This is a genomic window from Psychrobacter sp. K31L (genome assembly GCF_017942195.1).
Taxonomy (GTDB): domain Bacteria; phylum Pseudomonadota; class Gammaproteobacteria; order Pseudomonadales; family Moraxellaceae; genus Psychrobacter; species Psychrobacter glaciei.
The window spans coordinates 348,499-369,576 of record NZ_JAGKSC010000001.1 but is presented as its reverse complement, the minus strand read 5'-3'; the positions used below and the strand labels follow the sequence as shown (position 1 = coordinate 369,576).

Genomic DNA, 21,078 nt, shown 5'->3' with positions numbered 1-21,078 from the left:
AATACTATTAAAAATATCCATTTTGAGCACCCAGTTACATTAAAACAATCCGCTTAAAAACAATCCGCTTAAAAACAAATAGCGACTTATTGTGCATTCACATCATCAGTGCTACTATCAAAAGACAATGATTGCCTGTATTTAGTGCGCTCTACTATTAGGCTATAATTGTATCTAATAGAAGGTATGACAGCAGCATTACTTGACCATTTAGCACTATCCAGTTTTTTATCATAGATGGTTTGCTGTCTGATGTAGTCTGCTAATTATCTTTTTCGATTCCTTTTTTCTCTTTTATGTTTAGGTTACCTAACTTGTCCACCACTTTTATGTTTATACCTCGTTTGTGTCGTCCACGCGCTTGTCGTAAAGACGTCTCTGCTGAACCTCCCCCGACGATGCGCCATAACCCTCGCTTAGGCTTGGGCTTCAAGTCGTTGTCTCTGCTAACTGTATTGACAACTTTTATGTTGCCACAAGCGGTATGGGCGGCTGAGGGCTTAGCAGAACCGACTGCTGCCAGTGTACTGCTGCTCATATTGTTTGTGCTGATCGCTATTGGCATCTCGTTTATTTGCTCTCTGGCTGAATCTGTTTTGCTGAGCATGACGCCTTCATACATTGCAGATATTCAAGAAAACAATCCCAAAAAAGGGCAAATGCTTAAACAGCTAAAAGTTGACAATATCGATCAGTCGCTAGCAGCTATTTTGACCTTGAATACCGCCGCTCATACGCTCGGCTCTATTGGCGCTGGTGCACAGGCCACCATCGTATTTGGTAGTACGTGGTTTGGTGTCTTTTCGGCAATTATGACCTTGGCTATTTTGATATTCTCTGAAATTATTCCAAAAACCTTGGGAACGATGTATTGGCGCCGTTTAAGCGGCTTAGTTGCTTATTTTGTGCGCACGATAATTGTTGCACTCTACCCAGTCATTTGGTTTTCGGAGCGTCTGACTAAGCTACTGGTACGTGGTAAAGAGACCAATGTGTTTAGCCGTCGTGAGTTTGCTGCGCTTGCTAGTATCGGTGAAGAGTCTGGACAGATCGACCCACTAGAATCTCGAATTATTCGCAATTTACTCGCATTTGGTGCTATTAAAGTCGAAGATATCATGACGCCGCGTTCGGTGATGTTGGCGTTTGAAGAAAACAAAACCGTGGCTGAATTGCTGGTTGATCGTCCTAAACTGACTTTTTCACGATTGCCGATTTATGATGGCGACTTGGACAACATTACGGGTTTTGTCTTAAAAACAGATATGTTGTTGGCGAAAGTCAATCATGCTATGCATAAGCCGTTGACCCAATTTAAACGCGACATCACCTTTGTATTTTCAAAGATGAAGTTGTTTGACTTATTGGAGCTTATGCTAAAAAATCGTATTCATATCGCTATTACCGTGGGTGAGTACGGTGAAGTAAAAGGCTTGGTCACCTTAGAAGACGTGTTTGAAACGTTATTGGGTCTTGAAATTGTGGATGAGATAGACCGCGTTGAAGACATGCAGGCGTTAGCACGGCAAATGATGGACAGACGCGTAGAGCGTTTGGGCATGAAGTTGAGTGATGATGAGCAGTATGAAGACAGTAATACAGAGAGTAAGTTATAGCGTTGTCATTGATGCGCCATACATTGGGCTTCTGAGTCATGACAGTGCAGTTGATGTATGGCCAGTGCTTTAGAGCAATAAGTGCTGTAGGGCAATAAAGGTGTAAGGCGTTCATAGTAAAGTGATATTCGCAATAATTACACAGGGTGTCACATGGCTGTGAGAATTGAGTGATAGGCTAAAATCACTAACAAAGTATGCTGTTAAAAGTTTTAAGCAAACGCGTTAATAAAAGGTTAGCGTCCAGTGGGGCGTTATATTTGTCATATCTTTTTATATTGAACTGACTATAGCCATCTATCATTAAATAGTAAACAGATGCTAAACGTCAATTAATGCCAACGACAACAACGAAAACGGTATCGTTAAGGATTATCATGAAACGACTATGGGGAAAAGGGCTGTTGGCTCTATTGCTAAAAAGTGCTGGCGCAACAGCAGTGGTTGCTGTGGCAAGCACCGTAAGCATCACTGCGCAAGCCGCGACCATGACCGAAGATTTGGTACAAAGCTATGCAGCAGCCATGAAGTCATCAGCGAATAATAAAAGCATCAATCAAGTCGCCGGTCTTGTCTCTGACGATGCGCTGATTTCATTATCAAGAAAAGGTAAGTCTACCAGCTTAGATAAAGATGCCTACTTAAAGTTACTGCAAAACAGTTGGAATGACACGTCCAATTATCGCTACGATATTTCTGTAGATAACGTTGTCATCACTGGTAATCAGGCCAAGGCTAATGTTACGACCAATGAAAGCTGGGTAAAAGACGGTCGCAATGTGTCTTTTGTCACGACCTCGCGAGTGACTTTGACGTTGTCTACTGGCAATGCAGTTCTGCTACGCGCTGTATCACAAGTGGCTATTAATTAAGAATTCAGTACTTATAGTTAGTACTTATAACCAGTAGTTATGGCTTAGCGTGCATGTTCAGCGCTGAGCTATAAAAAAGATGATAATTATTCAAAGTTATATTAGCTACCAGTTCGAACGTGCAATTTTTATGCATGTCGTCGTAACTTCTAGAGTAATGGCTGATTATTATCTTTTATATTAGGCTAGTGTTTGCTTAACATTGCATACTATACTAGCCATCAATATTACCTTATCAATTCTTGTCGTTAGGAAACTTCCAATACCATGTCTACTGTGCTCTCAAACTCTCGCTCATTTATTGCCTTACCATTGACGCTTGCGGTAACGACTTTACTTATCAGTGCTTGTAGTAATACGTCAGCGGTAAAAAATAAGGGCATGACCAACAGCTCAGCTGTGGTTACCAAACGTCCTGCCAATCAAGTCGCTAACCCAAGCACTAATGCTGATTATTCAACGGCATTTTTGGATGCTGAAAGCTTAGATGAGCTTGCGGATTTGCTAGAAGCGACTGACATGACGATGGTTGAAGGCAATAAGCTTGCTATTCAACAATACGGGGACTTATGGAATCGCCTACGTGCGGGCTATCGCATGAATGGTGGTCAGCCTGTTTATAATCAGCGTATCGAAGGGCAGAAGGGTTGGTTTACCAGCAGACAGGACTATCTAAATCGCTTAACGGCGCGTGCCAGTCGCTATTTATACCATACCGTACGAGAAGCTGAGCGTCGTAATATTCCCACTGAGCTTGCGTTACTGCCCGTGATTGAGAGCTCCTATGATCCAAGTGGTACCAGTAGTGCTGCTGCCGCAGGTCTATGGCAGTTCATTCCGAGTACGGGTCGTATTTATGGTCTCAACCAAAGCAGTAGTTATGATGGCCGCCGTGATGTCATCGAATCAACGCGCGCTGCTTATGACTTTTTGACAGCTCTACATAATCAATTTGGTAGTTGGGAGCTGGCATTAGCCGCTTACAATGCTGGCCCTGGTCGTGTGCAAAAAGCAATCGATGCTAACGCAGCTCGCGGTTTACCAACTGACTATTGGTCACTCAGATTACCGACTGAGACCATGAACTATGTACCGCGCTTTTTGGCAGTGGCTGAAATTGTGGCCAAACCTGAGCAATATGGCGTTTATCTGCCCGCTATCGCCAACCGCCAGCATTTCCGTAGTGTGCCAGTGAACTATGGCGTTAGCTTAGCCGAAGTGTCACAAGTGACAGGCGTTAGTTATGATGAACTAGAAAGGCTGAATACTGCCCTGACATCAGCCCGTGTGGATTCCTCAGGCCCGCAGCGTATTATCATTCCGAATGATGTGAGTCTCAATACTGATGCAAAATTAAGCTCGTTAAGAGGCAACGGTAGTAGCAATGTTATCGCTACCAGCAACACGAATCCTAATGCACCAACGACACCAAGCTACAATAGCAAGCCCTATACCGGAACGTCATTGCCTTCTACAGGCAGTGCGCTTGCGGATTATGCGGCGAGTGCCAGTGTGCCTCAGCAAACGACCAGCTATATTTCACCATCAGTCACGCCGACGAGCAGCTCTGTCTATAGCAACAATGCTGTGCGTACTGAGCCGCCTTTGACTACAGCAGAAACCAACAAAATCAATGCAGAGCTCAAAAGCAGCAACAGTTTACCGACTACTTCTGCACAGATCACCCAAAACAACACTATCGTCCAAGAGCCACCGCTAAGCAAAGAAGAGCGCGACTTTATTGCCAATCAAATTCGAAGCAATACTGCTGAGACCAACGTCATCAATGCGGATGGTAATATCAATCTTTCCGCAGTACAGACACAGCAGTCTATTTTAGAAGCACGCGGTGAAGAGAAAAAGCTGAGTTTTCCAAAGACATCAGTCAGTAAGCCAAAACCACAAGGCACACGTACCACTTATACCGTAAAACGTGGCGATACTTTATCAAATATCGCCAGTCGTGCTGATGTTAGCTGGCGTGATATCGCTGAATGGAACCAAATAGATGCCAGTGCTAAGCTATTGTCTGGCAGTACGTTATACTTGTATAGTGCCAAAACTATTGAGCCATTAAGCAGCAGTAGCGCCACTGCAGCAAGCCAGCCTGAGAGTTATGTGGTACAAGGTGGCGACACCCTAATTGGTACGGCTAACCGCTTTGGTTTGTCTGTGACACAGTTAGCAAGTTACAACAACCTAAGCAGCCGTGCTGACTTACTTAGAGGTCAAAAGCTGTGGTTGATACCAGGTAAGGTGACCGCTCCAGCAAGTACACCTGCTGCGCCATCGACTAAACCAAGTAAGTCGTCGACTGCGACCAAAAACTATAAAGTAAAAGCAGGTGATGGGCTAATTGCTCTAGCACGCCAATTTAACATCTCAACTGAAACCTTGGCGAGCCTTAATAACATTGGTACGACTGATTCATTGTATGTGGGTCAGACACTGAAAGTACCGGCCAGCGTTGACTTTAATTCTACTAGTAACAGCATTAGTGCCAGTAGTTCGACTAGCCGTGCAAGCTCTTCAGTATCAACGACCAACTATAAAGTAAAATCAGGTGATACCTTGATTGGCATTGCGAACAGTGTGGGGGTCAGTGCGGCAGAGTTGGCTGCGGTCAATAGCAGTTTTGATGCTAAGGCACGTCTACAACGCGGTCAAACAATTAAAGTCCCAGCGTCTAAAGAGTTGGTTGATCGTCAGTTGAATGATAAATCGGTCAGTTATAAAGTGAAATCAGGGGATACCTTAACGGGTGTCGCTCAACGTTACAATATCGGTTTGGGTGATTTGGCAGCAGCCAATAATTTAAAAACCAACTCCAATTTGATATTGGGTCGCACCATTACCATTCCTGCTAGCGGTAGCGCTCCTGCTATTTCTACTAGCAGCAGCAATCAAAGCAGCAGCAGTTCTGCCAGTACTACGGCTAGTACAGCAAGTAGTAATGGCAAAAAACTGGGCGACACTGAGAGCTATAAAGTGAAATCAGGCGATGGTTTAATCGCGCTGGCGCGTCAGTTTGGCGTTTCAGTCGAAGATTTGGCGGCGACCAATGATCTTGCGACCAATGCTCAGCTACAACGTGGACAAACCATCAAAGTGCCTAAAGTTACAGTCAGCTATACGGTTGGTTCAGGGGATAGCTTGATTGGTTTGGCTCGTAAATATGGCGTATCAACGCAAGATCTGGCTGATATGAATAAAATAAAAGCCGACACCATGCTACAGCGCGGTCAGCGTTTGACCGTCCCCAACCGCTGATTTTAAAGAAGCTCTAACCAAAAAAGCTGCTCTATATAAGAGCAGCTTTTTTTTGTCTATTTTAGGATGGGACAATGAACATAAATGGTTCAGGGATAAAACTATTGCTCAAGTTGTGCCATGACGTCAGCAGAGAAATTCACATTGCTATAAACTTCTTGTACGTCATCGATGTCTTCTAGCATATCAATCATTTTCATAACTTTTTCGGCATCATCCACATTGTCTATCTCAGCAGTGGTTGAGGGTGACATGGTCACTTCCGCATTGTCAGAGATGAGACCTGCGGCATTAAGCGCATCTTTGACTTGACCGAAAGTTTCCCATTCGGTGATGACCAGCAAGCTGTCACCATCATTTTCGATATCAAGCGCACCAGCATCTAGGGCGACCAACATCACTTCGTCTTCTAAGCTTGTATCATTAAAAGTGATTTCACCGCGTTTAGTAAACAGATAGGCCACTGAGCCTGAGGTGCCAAGATTACCCTCATGTTTGGTAAACGCGTGGCGTACTTCGCTGACGGTACGGTTGAGGTTGTCAGTCATGGTTTCGACCAGCACCGCCACACCGCCAATGCCATAGCCTTCGTAGCTGACTTCTTCCATGTTTTCGTTATCACCGCCGCCCGTACCGCGATCGACAGCACGGTTGATCGTATCGCGGGTCATATTGACCGATAATGCTTTTTCAATAACGGCACGCAAGCGTGGGTTTTTGTCAGGGTCGGGGTCACCTTGCTTGGCAGCAGAAACAATTTCACGAATAATCTTGGTAAATATTTTACCTTTTACCGCATCTTGACGGGCTTTACGGTGTTTAATATTTGCCCATTTTGAATGGCCTGCCATATGACATCCTTAAATTTTTACGTGGTATTTATGGTGTGAATAAAAAGAGTATAAATGATGGTTTTTGACACTTAACGAGCTATTTTTATTATATGATTGACCTGTTTTTCTAAGGTAATTGGCTTACTTACAAGTTAACAATTTGTATGTCGTTCGCAGTGCTTTTTTGCTACACTATTATTCTTTGTATTATGGCTACCTATATAACTGTCTATCAAACCTGATAATAGCTATTGGTACTCATAAGCTGTCGCGTATTATAAACCACTTTTGCGCATTTTGACCAATCTTAGCTTGTTCCTGCTAGCCTAAATCGTTCGGTTTTTTAAAACCATTGATCTTGTGACTCTATTGATTCTATGAAGCAACCAAATAACGAAGCTATTACTCACTTGCGTAACCGCATTCATATCATTGTCGAAGGCACAGATACCCGTATGGGTAAGCTTTTCGATGTCGTATTATTGATAGCGATTTTGACCAGTGTTGGTGTTGTGATGCTGGATAGTGTGTTATATATGCGTTTGCAATATGGTACGCTGTTTTTTTATGCGGAATGGTTTTTTACCATTTTATTTACCATTGAGTATGCTTTACGCTGGTTTTCAGCACCCAATCGTTTTCGCTACGTCTTTAGTTTTTTTGGAATAGTAGATTTATTATCCGTTTTACCCAGTTATTTAAGTCTATTGTTCGTGGGCGTACAGTACTTATTGGTCATACGTATTTTACGTATTTTGCGCATCTTTCGCGTACTCAAGCTTAAAGCCTATATGCAACAAGCGGGCTTCTTGGCCTCGGCACTTAGAACCAGTCAGCAAAAAATCACCGTGTTTTTCTTATCACTGGTTTTATTGGTAACAATTTTTGGCTCGATTATTTATGTGGTAGAAGGTCCCGAAAACGGCTTTACCAGTATTCCGCTTTCTATCTATTGGGCGGTCGTTACCATGACCACGGTCGGTTACGGTGACATGTCACCTAAAACACCGTTAGGTCAAGCGATTGCGAGCATGGTCATGATTACGGGTTATTCGATCATTGCGGTACCAACGGGTATTTTTACCTCTGAGCTGGCTCGGAATATGCGCCCACAACTCAATCCGATCACCTGCCCGAATTGCGGAAAATTTGGGCATGCAGTCAGTGCCACTTTTTGTGATCGCTGCGGTCATGCATTGCACGTGTAATGCACACTCGTTTTTCTAATTAGGTCAACTAATTGGTTATATACTGAGCAACCAGCGGTGACAGATCGATCTCGACACCCAAATTGACCAAGTTCCAATATTGTCCTGATACGGTGCGATCCAGCATCATCGTCGTGGCTGAAGGTTGAAATTGCCCAAAGTATTTTAATGAGGTGCGCATTTGGCTGATTGCTTCGTGATGAACTTGGCTGCTGCCAAAATCAAAAGCCCCTTCTTGATAAGGTGCAATGGAGAGCGGCTTCATCCCAATAGTCAGCCACTTTTCATAAAACTCACCGGGTATATTTTTATCATCTTTGCGGCGAATATCTAGAGCGATTAAATCTTGCTCGAGTGCGGTGACATCGCCTTTGACGGCATGTTGCGCAAAGCGGCGAAACAATTGAACCTCACTATGGCTATAGCTGCGAATGCCACCAAAGTCGTAAGCCACGACACTGCCGTCATGACGAAACGCAAAGTTACCGGGGTGGGGATCACAGTGCATGCGGTATAAGCCAAATAGTTGGCCGGCAGTGAAATGAAATAGACGCTCAGCGATTTTCTGTTTAATCTCATTATTCCACGTTGCGGCGACGGTTAGCGTTTCCCCCATCTCTTCCGTCAACGTCAAAATTCGCCTAGTGGAATGGCTATTGACGACTTTAGGGATAATAAGCCCTTCGTCCTCAGCATGAAAAGCACCAAAGACTTGTAGGTTGTGGGCTTCTTTGACATAGTCCAATTCATCGTGCAAGCTTTGGCGAATCTCGTTAAAGAGTTGCTCTTGTAATTGCTTGCTCATGTTTAGAACGCCAGCGATTTTCAGTGCCATACGGACTTGCTTGAGATCGCTATCACAGTTTTCATCCACGTCGGGGTACTGTACTTTGACGACGACTTTTTGCCCAGAAGGTAAAATAGCCTTGTGCACTTGTCCAATGGAAGCGGCGGCAAATGGTGTTTTTTCAAACATGGTAAATAGCTGATCAACAGGGGCTTTGAGCTCACGTTCGATTTGTGCCCGTATTTGCGCATAAGGCATGGGCGGTGCATCTTTTTGCAACTTCTCTAAAGCAGTCGCCACTTCAGGGGGAAACACGTCTTTATATTGTGAGGCGATTTGTCCCACTTTCATCACTGCGCCTTTCATCTCACCAAGCGTTTCGGCTATCTGAATACCCACATCTTGCATCAAGTCTGAGCGCGCCTGCAGACGTTTTTCTTCGTCACTTGAGAGGTGCCTTAATGAGTTTTTAGCTGCTTTTCCAGCAATACTGGCTGTCATACCAGCCAGTTTCATAAAGCGTTTTCCGGACGATTTTGCCATTCATATCACCATGCAGGGGTTTATTTATCAAACCATAATTTTATTATTTTGAGTAAGCAATTGCTGTTTGACTCGTGTGCTAAAGATAAAGTTGTCTTGCGCGAATGAGTTTTTTCTTTCTGTATGACTTGCTCAATATACTTGACCAACTTTACTATAAATATCCACTATAAAGCATTAATCGGTCAGGTTTATCGCATACATATTAGTTAGCCAATAATCCAATGCCATATGATAGCCCCTATGTCCTAAGCCACAAATGACACCTGTTGCAATATCGCTTAAATAAGAATGCTGCCGAAAGGCTTCACGGGCGTGCACATTAGACAGATGCACCTCGATAAAAGGTTTTTGTGTGGCCAATAACGCATCGCGTAGGGCAACCGAGGTGTGAGTGAATGCAGCAGGATTGATAATAATGGCGTCTACTTGTGCCGCTCTATCTGCCAGCAATCCGTGATGCTGAATATCATCAACGAGCTTACCTTCGTGATTTGATTGTATGCAAATCAGCTTAACACCATAATTGGCCGCACGGTCAATTAAGTGCTGCTCAATATCAGCCAGCGTCGTATGACCATAAATATCCGGCTCACGCTTGCCCAGTAAATTGAGATTGACCCCATTAACCAATAATAATTTATGGGTTAATACTATTTCTGTTGATTGACCAGCAGGTTCTAATGTCGCTGCTGACTGAGAAGAGGTCGTCATAATGCTCTCTATCGCTATTGGATGGTATGGGTGATTGATCAGTTATTAGTCAGTAGTAGGGTTAAAAAATTAAGAAACGATGCGCTAAAACCAATCTTATTTCATTATGATAACAGCTTGCCAGTAAGGTTATAAAAAAATTACATGAAAAATCAATCTAAGTTTTAAAAACCATACTAAAAGTCTTTATGTTGCTAAAAACCCGTGCTATGATATTTTTTAAGCAATCTATATTACGAATTTGTTACTAGTGCTCTAATCCCATCAACGCGAGCTTATATATAAGCTGTCTAACGTAAGTTATAGTGAATATAAAAGCTATTTTGGTATTAGTAAAAGGTAATGGCGAAACACTGCAATCTACAGGGTTCAGCTAAGTATATATTCAGACGATAGTGTTTAACGTAGTAAGGTTTAATTCTGATTTCACAATCTTAGACCCCGTTTATATGCAATGTTGCAAAGGAATTTGGGGCTAAGCGACTTTTTTAGGAAGTAAATTATGTCAGCTCGTGAGCAAGGTATCGTAAAGTGGTTTAATGACTCAAAAGGCTTTGGTTTCATTCAACGTGATAGCGGAGAAGATATTTTTGTCCATTTTCGTGCGATCCAAGGTGATGGTTATCGCTCTCTAAAAGATGGCGAAAAAGTTGAATTCAGCGTTGTCGAAGGTGATAAAGGCCTTCAAGCTGAAGAAGTCAGAAAAACAGAAGAGTAGTCGAGACAGTCATTAGCGCAGTTTAGTTGCAATGTCTGGATAAACTACTGATATACTACTGAGTCAAGCCCGTCTTATCTTACCTATGTTGATTTTAATTCATCATTATGGGTGAGGGTAGGCATCGGGTTTGGCTTTTTTTATGCTTACCAATGCATGATTTTTATTGTTATTGGTAGCGATATACAGCGAGGCTAAGGCTTAGCATAAGCTTGTCACTGATTGAAAAATACAAGCAATTCATACAAAAGGATGATTTTTTGAGTAACTTCACAACGTTTACTGATTTACCACTCTCTGCACCGACCTTACGCGCGGTAAGTGATTTAGGTTTTACTGAACTGACCCCTATTCAAGCGCAGATATTACCGCACACCTTGGCAAATCAAGATGCTATCGGACAGGCACAAACTGGTACTGGTAAGACGGCAACGTTTTTATTAACTATTATGGAAGCATTACTCAAGCGTCCTTTTACCAATGATGAAGAGCGCTATCTAGGTGAGCCACGTGCAGTGATCATGGCACCGACCCGTGAGCTTGCACAGCAGATATTTGACGATTGTATCGCTCTGACCAAATATACTTCGCTACACAGTGTTTGTATTATGGGTGGCACAAATTATGAAACCCAGCAGCACGAGCTTGACCGTCAATATGTTGATATTTTGGTGGCGACACCTGGTCGCCTGATTGATCTGGCCAATAAAGGTATGGTCTATTTGGATCGAGTAGAAGTGCTGGTACTAGATGAAGCAGATCGCATGCTGGATATGGGTTTTATTCCAGATATCAAGCGCTTGGTCGGTCGGATGCCTTCTAACACCGATCGCCAAAGTTTATTATTCTCTGCCACTTTCAACCAAGATGTGATGAACTTGGCGTATCGTTGGTTACATGAGCCGCAATTTGTCGAAATTGAGCCTGAGCATAAAACCAGTGAATTGGTCGATCAACACTTTTATCTATTAACAGAAGATCAAAAATTAGAAGCTTTGCAGCGTATTATCAGTGATGCCGCTGTCGATAAAGTCATTGTCTTTGCCAATCGCAAAGACCAAGTGAAGCGCCTCTATCACAAGTTGCGTCAAGGACACAAAATCGTGATGTTGTCAGGCGATGTCATTCAGCAAAAACGCGAAAAATACTTGCAGCGTTTTAAAGATGGTCATGCTTCTATCTTGGTCGCCACCGATGTCGCAGGGCGTGGTATTCATGTGGATGATATTAGCCACGTGGTCAATTATACCTTACCTGATCAGCCAGATGACTACGTACACCGCATTGGTCGTACGGGTCGTGCTGGACAGACTGGTATCAGTATTAGCTTCGTTAGCGAAGATGATGCTTTTAACTTGCCTGCATTAGAGAAGCACTTAGATACCAAGTTTACGCTTGAGCAATGGCAGGAGTAATTGACCTAACTTAGGTTTTATCTTGATATAGTCAGTTCAATATAAAAAAGAGACAGCGTGACTGATATAAATTTTTTGTAGCCTCTGTCTGCGTAGACACAGCAAGCAAGAAAAATTTGTACCAGTCACGCATTTTATAATGTCGTGTATCTATTTTATTTAGTATCGACTATAGCTTTGTATGAATAAAAAAGCCCTTAACGTCATAATTGATGTTAAGGGCTTTTTTTTGATTATGACTTTTGATTCTTTATTCAGCAGACTCCATCATCGCTTCATGATGATTTTGCATGTCTGCTTCGCTGGTCATACTGTCCATATCGTGCATGCTATGATTCATGGTGTCATCCATAGGGGGTGTCATGTCATGATTCATTTGACTCATATCATGATAGGCATTGGTATCTGCATCAGTCGTCGTCGCAGAATGGCTGCCATGATTCATCGATCCATCCATGGGCATGTTCATCATTTGTGAATCATTCATCTGCATATGATCGCCATGCATATTGGACATATCATGCCCACCATGCATATTTGCCATGACTAAGGGCACGACAATGACGGCCATACCTGACACTACCATCAGTGCGCCATTCATCTGGCGTAGACGAAAGCGTCCAATTTTGTCGCGTAGCCAGCCAACGGTTTCGTGTGTCGCAACCAGCATTGGTACTGTGCCCAGACCAAAGATGAACATCAATGCTGCACCGCTTAATGGGTCATGGGCAACCACTGCAATCAGTAGAGCGCCGTAAACCAAACCGCAAGGCAAAAATCCCCACAACAGACCAGCGGCTAATGCTCGTGGAAAGGTGTTTAAAGGAAACACTTTTTGACGCAGTGGACTGAGATACTGCCAAAAACGCATACCATAGCGCTCAAGTTTGGTCAAAAATGGCGCGCCAAGCATGGTCACACCAACAAAAACCAGCACAAGACCTAATAAGATACGCGGCATATTATTGCCTCGCATCAATGGCTCTAATACTGTCGTACCAATCAGACCTGCGACTAAACCTAATAACGCGTAGCTGCTAAGACGCCCTAAATGATAAGTGGCTACAAGAGCACGGCGTTTGGCGGGGCTAACGTCTTTCATAGACAGACCAAAAGCCGTCACCAAACCGCCGCACATACCTAAACAATGCGGTGAACCAAAAAATCCCATTAGTAATGCCGCAACGAGTAAAGCTGTGGTCATGGGGTACTTCTCCTAAAAATGGCGAAAGGTGAGCCTACTTTTATAGTTGGTCACTGAGAAAAAAATGAACAGCAAGGCGTGCAAAGGTAAAATGTTTTTAAAGCTATGTTTTGGGTGTGCTATCAATATCAGCAGGCGCAATCGCCGTGATATCAGTATGAGCTGATTGGTCATTGACAGCATCATCCACTGGGATGGGACTGTCAATTTGCGTACTTGGTGCTGACGGCTCGTGAGCTTGCATGGTTTGTCGACGTTCTTGACGATCATCTAATATAATGCGTTGTGAAGCATTGTCTAAGTCTTCAAATTGGTTTGATTTGACCGCATAACGCACTGCCCAGATGGCGACCACAAACAGCATTAAACTTAGTGGAATTAACAAAAATATACTGAGCATGGCAAACCTCTTGAATAGCATTTTCTGACATTATAATACACTTGTCATCAGCGTAATGGATGACTTGTAGAGGCAAAGGTGATGTAGCGAATCATTGGAAAATATAAGTCACGGAAACCAACCATGGCATGAACCAATTATTGACGTTATTGCGCAGGCGTTTTTGCGGCATTACCTCTGGGTGTCAATAGCTGTTCGGACGTCACGTCATTCGCATGGCGACAGTCTATCTGCGGACGTATCACATCTCGCAAGTAGGCCGCGATTTCGTAAACGGCACGCCGTGAGTGACTCAGGTTTTGTGCTGGTTTCATCCAATCACGCCTGACGGGTAATGGTGCCTCGATTGGCGTGCTATTGATACCATTTAGAGCAAATTGTCTGCGGGCACGTGCCATATGGTAGCCATCAGTAATGAGATAAACATGGTGTAGCGGAATGCGCTTAGCCGTAAAGCGGGCATTTTCGCACGTATTCATACTGGCGTTTTCGCTTATCAGACCATCGATGCCATGCTCGATGAGCCATTGACCGAGCCAAGGTGCTTCGGCACCACTGAGAACAATAGGCAAGGGTAAATCATGATAAGCAGTGGCAGCGGTACGAGCACGATTGAGACTGTAGTTATTGAGGATAATTTGGTTATTGTGATCATTGGTTAGACCACCACCCAGCACCACATAAGCGGTAGGTGGAGAACTCTTTGCGACCGATGGCATGCTGGGTAATGGCAAAAGCATAAATACATAAACGACCGCTTGCGAAAATAGCGGGGTGAATAAGCTGATGAGCACTAAAATGACAGAGGTTGAGCCGAGCAAAAAGGTGACGTTAATGATGCGAAACAGCTTCACCATACGTTCGGCTGATCGCAAATAGTATCGCCATAATCGCTTAGATAATAGCCGCTTAGACCACATGCTCATCATACCCAATGGAGCCGTCTGCATTTATCCAAACAGGCTCACGCGATAACTGAATGGCAAATTTTTCATATACGGTAGCAGCAATATAGCGCTGAGCTGTCGCGACATCATCTTGGGTTGCTTGATAAGGGGTGTGATTGGTCAGTACCAGTGCTTGCTGCTGATGGGTGACAATAGGGGCGATACCGCCACCTTTTAAACCAGCCTGTTCAATCAACCAACCGGCGGCAACCTTTACCATTGCCTCGGGCATAGGGTAGCCAACGATAGCAGGATAAGTCTGTTGTAGGGCAGTAAACTGTGCTTGAGGAATAATAGGATTCTGAAAAAAACTGCCACAATTAGGCAGCTGCTTAGGATCAGGGAGTTTTTGCTGACGAATATCGATGATGGCTTGCATGACGTCGGCGGGAGTGGGTTGCTCACGATGTTGCTGTTCAGCATAGCGCTGCGCCACTGTGTACACATCGCCATAATTAGCTAGGATTCTGCTGGTATCGGTATGCAATCTAAAGCCAACGCGGCTGATCAACCATGTATTAGGCGTGCGCTTAAAAATACTATCGCGATAGCCAAACTGGCAGTCTGTCAGCGATAGACGATGCCACGTTTGAGTTGGCAAATGATAAGCTCGGACGTATTGTAAACAGTCCTCTAGTTGGACACCGTAAGCGCCGATGTTTTGTACTGGTGCAGCACCCGTTAGACCAGGTATCAGTGCCAGATTTTCTAATCCATACCAGCCTTGCTCAACAGTATGAACCACTAAATCATGCCAGTTCTCACCCGCCATCACTTCAATATCAACATAATCGTCAGTTTGAGTAGTCAGATAAATACCACGCATCTGTGGCTGCAATACCACCGCATTTAACTCTGCTGGCAATAACACGTTGCTACCGCCAGATAAGACGAACAACGATGGCTTATGCTCAGAATAATGGGCATAGCTTGTCATAAAACTGTCTAGCTGCGCCTCATCTGTTAAGGTCACGACAGCGTCAGCGACACAGGCCAACGCCATAGTATTATCATGCGACAAATCGACCGCCTGAGCACTGAATAAGTCAATCGGTAACTCAGTTGATACAGGATGTTGGTCGCGGGATTCAAGATACACAGCTGAGGTCATAACATAGCCTATCGGGCAAATAAACAAAAAATGATGCGGTGTTTATTATAAAGGATACAGTCTATAAAAGTAGCATAAATATGGACGGTATCGCTAGCAAGCCTTCCAACTTTCGATCCAAGCCTGTGCGCTTGACTCAATCCGTTCAATCACCTCTTCAAAGGCATCGCTATCGCCTTTATAAGGGTCTGGCACGTCATCGCCGCCATAAGTAGGGTCTTCTTCACTGAATAACGCCAACTTTGCTAAATTGTCATCTGTATCCGATAGACTGTCTTTAATGGCTTGTAGGTCGGCTAAATTTTGCGTGTCCATTGCCAGTATTAACTCAAAATTACGAAAGTCATCAGCACTTACTTGGCGGGCAACCAGTTTGTTGATTTTGTAACCGTATGCTTTTGCATGGCGCTGTGCACGCTCATCTGGCGCATGACCAATATGCCAGTCGCCAGTGCCTGCTGAATCTACCTTGATCGATAAGCCTGCAATCGCCGCTTGCTGACGAAAAACTTCCTCAGCAGTTGGTGACCGGCAAATATTCCCTAAACAAACCAATAATACGGACGATGGGGTACAAGTTTTCATCAGCATAATATGACCTTTTCTTACAACAAAAAAAACATGCCATAAAAAACCGGCATTGATGATGCGGTTTATGAGCATGCTATCTAGTAGATAAATAAGTAATCAGCGTAACGCTTAATACCTTGAATGGCAAGGGTAGAAGCTAAACAATAGGGTCACGCAAGTGATTATCTCTAAAAGCAGCTCAGCTTTTAGAGATAGAATTATTTATTAACGTTAGTATAGTCGGTTCAATTTGAAAGTGGTATAAGGCAACCGAATGCAGAGGTATAAGTCATACTTCAAGCAAGGTTAACGCTGTCACACTTTTATGGTAGATTTGACTATAGCTGTCAGTCTTGCTTGTTCTTAAAGCGTTGTATGTCGCGGCGCTCTTTCTTATTGGGTTTGTTATCAGGGCGGGCAAGGTTGGCAAGTTTGCGCTGCTCAGCATAATAAGCACGGCGCTCTTCGCTCTCTTCAGTCTCTGAATACAATACTTGCGCGGCAGTTGCATTACCACGTTGCGCTGTTAGCGATTCGACAATGACAGTTTTTTCAGTCATGGCAGTGGCTGAGCCTTGGCGAATACTCAATTCATCTCCAACGGCAATCTCTTTGCTGGTCTTTACACGACTACCTGCATAATGTACCCGTCCGCTCTCGATGGCTTCTTTGGCAAGGGTACGGGTGCGATAAAAACGCGCTGACCATAACCATTTATCAAGACGCATACGCACAGCATCAGGCTGGCTATGGCTGGGTTGATTGTGGTTTTTATTGTGTTTACTCATCAAAACCTCATAGATATCAATAAAGTAAGATAATAATGGTGCTTTTTTTGCCAATTGAAAGAGCAGAAAGCTATTAAAATATGTAAAAGTAGATTTTCATCGCCAATAGTGCTGAGCATGGAAGCTTCGACTTAGCCATTGATGGAACATGCATAGCAGTCGCTCAATTTATGCTTTATATAAAATCATTTACACCATTGTTTCTCACAGGGTATACCATCATGGTTGCCATCCATTTTTGTGTTGGGGCAGTGGTTGGAGAAGTAAGTCGCTTCTGCACAGGATGTCATCTGGGAGCAATGTTTTCTACCGTCACACGAAAAGCTTGCCACAGTTGTTTGTGACGCTAATACTGGATTTACCACTGAAACTGATGATGAAGTTGCCTCTAAATCGACATAGGTTGGTGGTATATCATCGAAGTCAGTAGATGTGAAAGCACCATTAGCAGAACGGTCAGCCATAACTTCAGTGGTAGGAGTGTTCATGGCGTCTTTAGGTTGAAGCAACTTATAACCCACAAGTGCTAAAACGAGCAATATAACGGTTATTAATATTTTCTTAATCATCGCTCAGTACCTGTTTATAACCGCTACATTACTTTATAACCACTACATTACAATCACTACAAGTTAATGATTTCTACAAACGAACAACCTCTACGAATGCAGTAATGGCCATTTTTTAATCCATTAAAAAACGGCCATGCTAGAGGATGGTTCATCGCTATTCTGTTTATTTCAAAAACAGTTGATAGCCGATATTGTCGGTAATAGTCGTACAGTCATAGCCGATATCAAGTAGGGCGTCTTGTAATAAACGTGAATTACTTTCAGAGGCTTGTAGACCAACCAACACACGACCTTCAGCAGCACCATGATTGCGGTAATGGAACAAGGTAATATTAAAATCATCGCCCAGCTTTTCTAAGAAAGTAAGCAACGCCCCGGGACGTTCAGGAAAGGCAATCTTTAACAGTTGCTCATTTTCGACATGTGCGTGACCACCAATCAAATGACGGATATGTGATTTGGCGATATCATCATCGGTTAGGTCATGCGCGGTATAACCATCGTCTGCCAACTGATTGCTGATGGTTTTGCGTTCTTTATCCCCTTCTTTTAGGGCGATGCCGACGAATATCGCCGCAGGTTCCATCGAGTCTGGGGATTTTTTGCTATCGGCACGGTAGTTAAATTCAGTGATATTACGTCCGTGTAGGCTACGGCAGAAGTTTAAGAACGCCCCAGTTTGCTCAGGAATCGTTACGGCAAAAATGGCTTCTTTTTTCTCACCAATTTCAGTACGCTCAGCGATATAACGCAGGCGATCAAAATTCATATTGGCGCCGCAAATAATACCGACGCAGTTTTTACCTTGTAGATTATGAGCTTCAATGTATTTTTTCATGCCAGCAACAGACAGTGCACCGGCGGGTTCAACGATGCTACGGTTTTCTTCAAAAATGTCTTTGATAGCAGCACAGACTTCATCATTACTACAAGTAACGACCTCAGATTCGACCACAGGACCTGAGTTATCGCTTTTTTGAGTACGTACTACCTCAAAAGGCAACTCGCCAATTTGGGCAACGGCCACACCATCGACGAAGAGTCCTACTTGCTCAAGTTTCACGCGTTCATTCGCTTCGAGTGCGGCTTTTAAGCAGGCTGATTGTTCCGCTTCTACGGCGATGACTTTGACATGCGGCGCCACTTCTCCTAAGAATGCGGCGACACCTGAGATGAGACCACCACCGCCAACCGCGACGAAGACATAATCCATATTACGCCACTGTTGGGTCAGCTCAAGTCCAATGGTGCCTTGTCCGGCGATGACCAGCTCATCATCGTAAGGTGGAATAAAGGTTAGGCCCTCACGCTCAGCACGATCAATCGCATAGCGGTTGGCTTGGTCAAAGCTATCACCATGTAAGTCGACATTCCCGCCAAGTGCTCTCACCGCATCTACTTTGATATCGGGTGTGGTGGTCGGCATGACAATGATGTTGTTAAGCGATAATTTGCGCGCAGAGTAGGCAACCCCTTGTGCATGGTTGCCCGCTGAAGCACAAATGACGCCGCGTGCTTTTTGCTCATCGCTCAATTGGCTGATGCGGTTATAAGCACCGCGCAATTTAAAGGATTTGACCGGTTGTAAATCTTCGCGTTTAAAACGAATATCATTAGCAAAACGTTGGGTCAGCTTGGGTGCCGCTTCTAGTGGCGTTTGAATAGCAACGTCATAAACGGTGGCTTGCAAGATGGCTCGTACCCAGTGTGACAGCATAATGATTCCTAAAAAAGTGAATATAAAAACGAAATAGATTAGCCTATGCTGATTTTAACTATCTTGCAAGACACAATTGCAGTTTTTGCATGATTTAAAATTTTGATGAAAGATGAGGTTGGTTGTCTATAAATATTTTATTAAAAAGCATTGAATTATTTCCATATGTCTATATTATTGGACATATGGAAATAACTAATGCTATCGCAAGCTTTGCTGCGCTCTCTCAAGATACTCGTCTTAAGGCTTTTAGGTTGCTTGTTAGTCAAGAGCCTGAAGGTCTGCCTGCGGGTGAAATAGCCCGTCAATTGTCAGTGCCACATAACACCATGTCAGCGCATCTATCGGTGCTGGCACGAGCGGGGTGGGTGGTCTCTCAACGGCACAGCCGGCAGATAATCTATCGCGCCTCATTGTCGCATATGGAGGCTGTTGTGCAGTTCTTATTGCAAGATTGTTGTGCAGGACATCCAGAATTATGCGCATCACTTATGAGCAGTTTAAACGGATGTGAAAGTGATATATCTGACAATAAAGATAGGCCCTAATACTAAGCCAAACCCATTTAATAAATTACATCGATAAAATAGGTGAAATTGCTATGACATCCTTAATTTTTCACAATCCAAAATGCGGTACTTCTCGTAATACGTTAGCCATCATGAAGGCATCTGGTGAGCATCCAGAAGTCGTGGAATACCTAAAAACTCCACCAGCCCGTGAATACTTAGTAGAGCTGTTGGCAAAGATGAACATCTCCCCAAGAGAGTTATTACGAAGTAAGGAAGCCATTAATGATGAGTTGGGATTAGATAATCCTGAGCTATCTGATGATCAGATTATCGATGCCATGATTGCGCATCCTATTTTAATCAACCGTCCTATCGTGCTCACGAATAAGGGCGCAGCGCTATGCCGACCATCCGAGCGAGTGTTTGAATTACTAGAAAATCCAGTCAGTAGCTTTACTAAAGAAGATGGAGAGGCTCTACATCATGGTTAAGGTTAATACAGGGCAACCTGACGTAGATGACTTGTCTAATCTAAGTGACTTGCCCAATATTGATTCACTCAATATACAACCTATTGATATTGAGTCTTTGATTGCACCAAACGACCCACGACATCCACCCAAGATACTGGTGCTATATGGTTCGTTACGTGAGCGCTCTTTTTCTAGACTGGCGGCTGAAGAGGCTAGCCGTTTACTGCGTTGGTATGGCTGCGAGGTGCGGATTTTTAATCCATCGGGTTTGCCGTTGCCTGATGATGCTGATAGCAATCATTCTAAAGTACAAGAATTACGCGAGCTGGCGCAGTGGTCAGAAGGCATGCTGTGGGTCAGTCCAGAGCGTCATGGCAGCATTACTAGTATTATGAAAGCGCAAATCGATTGGATTCCATTGTCACTGGGTGGCGTACGTCCGACCCAAGGTAAGACCTTAGCCGTGATGCAAGTCAGCGGTGGCAGCCAAAGCTTTAATACGGTCAATCAGTTGCGTATTCTTGGGCGTTGGATGCGGATGATTACTATCCCGAATCAATCGTCTATCCCTAAGGCCTTTTTGGAATTTAACGACGATAATCGTATGGATAAGTCGCCCTTATATCTGCGTCTTGTGGATGTCTGCGAAGAGTTGGTGAAGTTCACTTGGCTCACTCGTGGGCGTTCAGCCTATCTGACTGATCGCTATTCAGAACGGGTTGAAAACGCTGAAGCAGTGTCGCAACGTGTCAATCAAAAATCGATCTAATCTCTTATATAGTCAAAACACCCTAAAAACGCTACGGCA

At 43.8% G+C, this 21,078-nt stretch carries 20 protein-coding genes; 9 read left to right on the top strand and 11 right to left on the bottom strand.

The annotated features are described in order from the left end of the window. Positions 1-329: 329 nt before the first annotated feature. The 3 genes from J5X94_RS01450 to J5X94_RS01440 all read left to right on the top strand — a co-directional run bounded on the left by J5X94_RS01450 (position 330) and on the right by J5X94_RS01440 (position 5,758). Positions 330-1,616, top strand: coding sequence for a CNNM domain-containing protein (locus tag J5X94_RS01450; RefSeq protein ID WP_227676131.1), 1,287 nt, complete (start codon positions 330-332; stop codon positions 1,614-1,616). Between the two features lie 377 nt (positions 1,617-1,993). Beyond that, positions 1,994-2,488: a hypothetical protein gene (locus J5X94_RS01445; RefSeq protein WP_189581670.1), complete on the top strand. Its 495-nt coding sequence runs from the start codon at positions 1,994-1,996 to the stop codon at positions 2,486-2,488. A 267-nt stretch (positions 2,489-2,755) separates the two neighbouring features. Beyond that, complete coding sequence (locus J5X94_RS01440) at positions 2,756-5,758, top strand: LysM peptidoglycan-binding domain-containing protein (protein ID WP_210539536.1); 3,003 nt, start codon at positions 2,756-2,758, stop codon at positions 5,756-5,758. A 101-nt stretch (positions 5,759-5,859) separates the two neighbouring features. Here J5X94_RS01440 and J5X94_RS01435 read toward each other — a convergent pair whose 3' ends face one another. Further along, positions 5,860-6,609: a YebC/PmpR family DNA-binding transcriptional regulator gene (locus J5X94_RS01435; protein ID WP_210539535.1), complete on the bottom strand. Its 750-nt coding sequence runs from the start codon at positions 6,607-6,609 to the stop codon at positions 5,860-5,862. 359 nt (positions 6,610-6,968) lie between these two features. On the opposite strand from J5X94_RS01435, the gene J5X94_RS01430 reads away from it, so the two are divergent. Further along, entirely contained in the window at positions 6,969-7,799 is an 831-nt protein-coding gene (locus tag J5X94_RS01430; protein WP_189581677.1) for an ion transporter, read from the top strand. 28 nt (positions 7,800-7,827) lie between these two features. Here J5X94_RS01430 and J5X94_RS01425 read toward each other — a convergent pair whose 3' ends face one another. Both J5X94_RS01425 and aroQ read right to left on the bottom strand, forming a co-directional pair. Beyond that, entirely contained in the window at positions 7,828-9,129 is a 1,302-nt protein-coding gene (locus J5X94_RS01425; protein WP_010198362.1) for an ABC1 kinase family protein, read from the bottom strand. Positions 9,130-9,306: 177 nt separating this feature from the next. Further along, the gene (aroQ, locus tag J5X94_RS01420; protein WP_210539532.1) at positions 9,307-9,843 is read right to left on the bottom strand and encodes a type II 3-dehydroquinate dehydratase; all 537 of its coding nucleotides are present in this window, start codon (positions 9,841-9,843) and stop codon (positions 9,307-9,309) included. A gap of 502 nt (positions 9,844-10,345) precedes the next feature. Between aroQ and J5X94_RS01415 the strand changes: the two genes are divergently transcribed. Next, a complete protein-coding gene (locus tag J5X94_RS01415) occupies positions 10,346-10,561 on the top strand; it encodes a cold-shock protein (protein ID WP_010198374.1) in 216 nt (71 codons plus the stop codon). 260 nt (positions 10,562-10,821) lie between these two features. Beyond that, positions 10,822-11,976 carry a DEAD/DEAH box helicase gene (locus J5X94_RS01410; protein ID WP_194618637.1) on the top strand — a complete coding sequence of 385 codons (1,155 nt, stop codon included), beginning with the start codon at positions 10,822-10,824 and terminating at the stop codon, positions 11,974-11,976. A gap of 250 nt (positions 11,977-12,226) precedes the next feature. Here the strand turns inward: J5X94_RS01410 and J5X94_RS01405 are convergent, their stop codons facing one another. The 8 genes from J5X94_RS01405 to ilvA all read right to left on the bottom strand — a co-directional run bounded on the left by J5X94_RS01405 (position 12,227) and on the right by ilvA (position 19,285). Next, positions 12,227-13,180 carry a sulfite exporter TauE/SafE family protein gene (locus tag J5X94_RS01405; protein ID WP_210539530.1) on the bottom strand — a complete coding sequence of 318 codons (954 nt, stop codon included), beginning with the start codon at positions 13,178-13,180 and terminating at the stop codon, positions 12,227-12,229. A gap of 103 nt (positions 13,181-13,283) precedes the next feature. Then, positions 13,284-13,580 (bottom strand): cbb3-type cytochrome oxidase assembly protein CcoS, encoded by a 297-nt coding sequence (ccoS, locus tag J5X94_RS01400; RefSeq protein ID WP_210539528.1) that lies wholly within the window; start codon positions 13,578-13,580, stop codon positions 13,284-13,286. 146 nt (positions 13,581-13,726) lie between these two features. Continuing rightward, positions 13,727-14,455, bottom strand: a complete 729-nt coding sequence (locus J5X94_RS01395; RefSeq protein WP_228293104.1) for a YdcF family protein — start codon at positions 14,453-14,455, stop codon at positions 13,727-13,729. A gap of 34 nt (positions 14,456-14,489) precedes the next feature. Further along, complete coding sequence (murB, locus tag J5X94_RS01390; RefSeq protein WP_228293103.1) at positions 14,490-15,638, bottom strand: UDP-N-acetylmuramate dehydrogenase; 1,149 nt, start codon at positions 15,636-15,638, stop codon at positions 14,490-14,492. A 93-nt stretch (positions 15,639-15,731) separates the two neighbouring features. Next, positions 15,732-16,229, bottom strand: coding sequence for a low molecular weight protein-tyrosine-phosphatase (locus J5X94_RS01385; protein WP_210539524.1), 498 nt, complete (start codon positions 16,227-16,229; stop codon positions 15,732-15,734). A gap of 326 nt (positions 16,230-16,555) precedes the next feature. Further along, positions 16,556-16,996 (bottom strand): RNA-binding S4 domain-containing protein, encoded by a 441-nt coding sequence (locus tag J5X94_RS01380; RefSeq protein ID WP_210539522.1) that lies wholly within the window; start codon positions 16,994-16,996, stop codon positions 16,556-16,558. Between the two features lie 185 nt (positions 16,997-17,181). Then, complete coding sequence (locus tag J5X94_RS14070) at positions 17,182-17,565, bottom strand: excalibur calcium-binding domain-containing protein (RefSeq protein WP_416346157.1); 384 nt, start codon at positions 17,563-17,565, stop codon at positions 17,182-17,184. 166 nt (positions 17,566-17,731) lie between these two features. Further along, entirely contained in the window at positions 17,732-19,285 is a 1,554-nt protein-coding gene (gene ilvA / locus J5X94_RS01370) for a threonine ammonia-lyase, biosynthetic (RefSeq protein ID WP_210539520.1), read from the bottom strand. 185 nt (positions 19,286-19,470) lie between these two features. On the opposite strand from ilvA, the gene J5X94_RS01365 reads away from it, so the two are divergent. Genes J5X94_RS01365 through arsH form a run of 3 tightly spaced genes read left to right on the top strand, consistent with a single transcriptional unit; the run spans position 19,471 to position 21,039 of the window. Continuing rightward, positions 19,471-19,833 (top strand): ArsR/SmtB family transcription factor, encoded by a 363-nt coding sequence (locus J5X94_RS01365; protein ID WP_189581705.1) that lies wholly within the window; start codon positions 19,471-19,473, stop codon positions 19,831-19,833. A 53-nt stretch (positions 19,834-19,886) separates the two neighbouring features. Next, on the top strand, positions 19,887-20,288 hold the full coding sequence (arsC, locus tag J5X94_RS01360) for an arsenate reductase (glutaredoxin) (RefSeq protein WP_210539518.1): 402 nt from the start codon (positions 19,887-19,889) through the stop codon (positions 20,286-20,288). Further along, positions 20,281-21,039: an arsenical resistance protein ArsH gene (gene arsH / locus J5X94_RS01355; RefSeq protein WP_210539516.1), complete on the top strand. Its 759-nt coding sequence runs from the start codon at positions 20,281-20,283 to the stop codon at positions 21,037-21,039. The genes arsC and arsH overlap by 8 nt, the downstream gene beginning before the upstream one ends. Positions 21,040-21,078 lie beyond the last annotated feature (39 nt).

Bases quoted from the DNA above. Each gene is read 5' to 3' on its own strand.
- arsC (WP_210539518.1), top strand. From the start codon at position 19,887: ATGACATCCTTAATTTTTCACAATCCAAAATGCGGTACTTCTCGTAAT.
- J5X94_RS01380 (WP_210539522.1), bottom strand. From the start codon at position 16,996: ATGAGTAAACACAATAAAAACCACAATCAACCCAGCCATAGCCAGCCT.
- J5X94_RS01415 (WP_010198374.1), top strand. From the start codon at position 10,346: ATGTCAGCTCGTGAGCAAGGTATCGTAAAGTGGTTTAATGACTCAAAA.
- aroQ (WP_210539532.1), bottom strand. From the start codon at position 9,843: ATGACGACCTCTTCTCAGTCAGCAGCGACATTAGAACCTGCTGGTCAA.
- J5X94_RS01385 (WP_210539524.1), bottom strand. From the start codon at position 16,229: ATGCTGATGAAAACTTGTACCCCATCGTCCGTATTATTGGTTTGTTTA.
- J5X94_RS01430 (WP_189581677.1), top strand. From the start codon at position 6,969: ATGAAGCAACCAAATAACGAAGCTATTACTCACTTGCGTAACCGCATT.
- J5X94_RS01425 (WP_010198362.1), bottom strand. From the start codon at position 9,129: ATGGCAAAATCGTCCGGAAAACGCTTTATGAAACTGGCTGGTATGACA.
- J5X94_RS01405 (WP_210539530.1), bottom strand. From the start codon at position 13,180: ATGACCACAGCTTTACTCGTTGCGGCATTACTAATGGGATTTTTTGGT.
- J5X94_RS01445 (WP_189581670.1), top strand. From the start codon at position 1,994: ATGAAACGACTATGGGGAAAAGGGCTGTTGGCTCTATTGCTAAAAAGT.
- J5X94_RS01365 (WP_189581705.1), top strand. From the start codon at position 19,471: ATGGAAATAACTAATGCTATCGCAAGCTTTGCTGCGCTCTCTCAAGAT.
- J5X94_RS01450 (WP_227676131.1), top strand. From the start codon at position 330: ATGTTTATACCTCGTTTGTGTCGTCCACGCGCTTGTCGTAAAGACGTC.
- J5X94_RS01440 (WP_210539536.1), top strand. From the start codon at position 2,756: ATGTCTACTGTGCTCTCAAACTCTCGCTCATTTATTGCCTTACCATTG.
- J5X94_RS01435 (WP_210539535.1), bottom strand. From the start codon at position 6,609: ATGGCAGGCCATTCAAAATGGGCAAATATTAAACACCGTAAAGCCCGT.
- ccoS (WP_210539528.1), bottom strand. From the start codon at position 13,580: ATGCTCAGTATATTTTTGTTAATTCCACTAAGTTTAATGCTGTTTGTG.
- J5X94_RS14070 (WP_416346157.1), bottom strand. From the start codon at position 17,565: ATGATTAAGAAAATATTAATAACCGTTATATTGCTCGTTTTAGCACTT.
- arsH (WP_210539516.1), top strand. From the start codon at position 20,281: ATGGTTAAGGTTAATACAGGGCAACCTGACGTAGATGACTTGTCTAAT.
- murB (WP_228293103.1), bottom strand. From the start codon at position 15,638: ATGACCTCAGCTGTGTATCTTGAATCCCGCGACCAACATCCTGTATCA.
- ilvA (WP_210539520.1), bottom strand. From the start codon at position 19,285: ATGCTGTCACACTGGGTACGAGCCATCTTGCAAGCCACCGTTTATGAC.